A 593-nucleotide genomic window follows, 5' to 3' on the forward strand; every position below is an offset into this window, starting at 1 on the left:
TTTTGTGTACAATTCATCTGAAGTCCTCCTTGGCATGATGGTAGGTATTGTTTGACACCCCTGCATCATACCAAGAGGGCTTTTTTTGATCAAGTCCCCGGAAAAGCTCCTAACGGGAATGCTCCTTAAATGATTATTTTCTATATACATGCAACATGAAGAGTTAACTTCTCAGTCATCCTGCACACCCTAAGCGTTGCAGCACTTCCTCCGGACGTTCGTGGATGTAGTTGACAAACCGAGTAATGGCTTGAATGATATCGTGGCGATCCTTGTGAAATACATTGGCAATCACCGTATCTTTCAGCCATTTCCATAAGCGTTCGATCGGGTTCAGCTGTGGCGAATAGGGAGGAAGGTAAATAAAGTGAAAACACTGCCCTTCTTCCCGCAAAAACTCCTTGACCATTTTGGCATGGTGAATGCGGGCGTTATCCAACACCAAGACCATGAGACGGTCCGGATAGCGCTCTTTGAGCATTCTCAAGAAATTCAAGAACGTCGCGGCATTGGCGCGGCAGTCGTTTGATGAAGCACCGTTTCGCCATCGTGGATGTTGACCGCGCCAAACCGCGATACGTGGGCATGATGGC

General features: G+C 47.6%; 1 protein-coding gene. It reads right to left on the reverse strand.

Annotated features, from left to right (window positions below; all coding sequences use genetic code 11):
* Window positions 1-175 precede the first annotated feature (175 nt).
* A partial coding sequence (locus tag ETC02_RS16880) for an IS630 family transposase (RefSeq protein ID WP_253264190.1) occupies window positions 176-593 on the reverse strand: 418 nt, incomplete at its 5' end.

It is taken from the genome of Geobacillus sp. DSP4a, from assembly GCF_013096875.1.
In the GTDB taxonomy this organism is placed as follows: domain Bacteria; phylum Bacillota; class Bacilli; order Bacillales; family Anoxybacillaceae; genus Geobacillus; species Geobacillus thermophilus.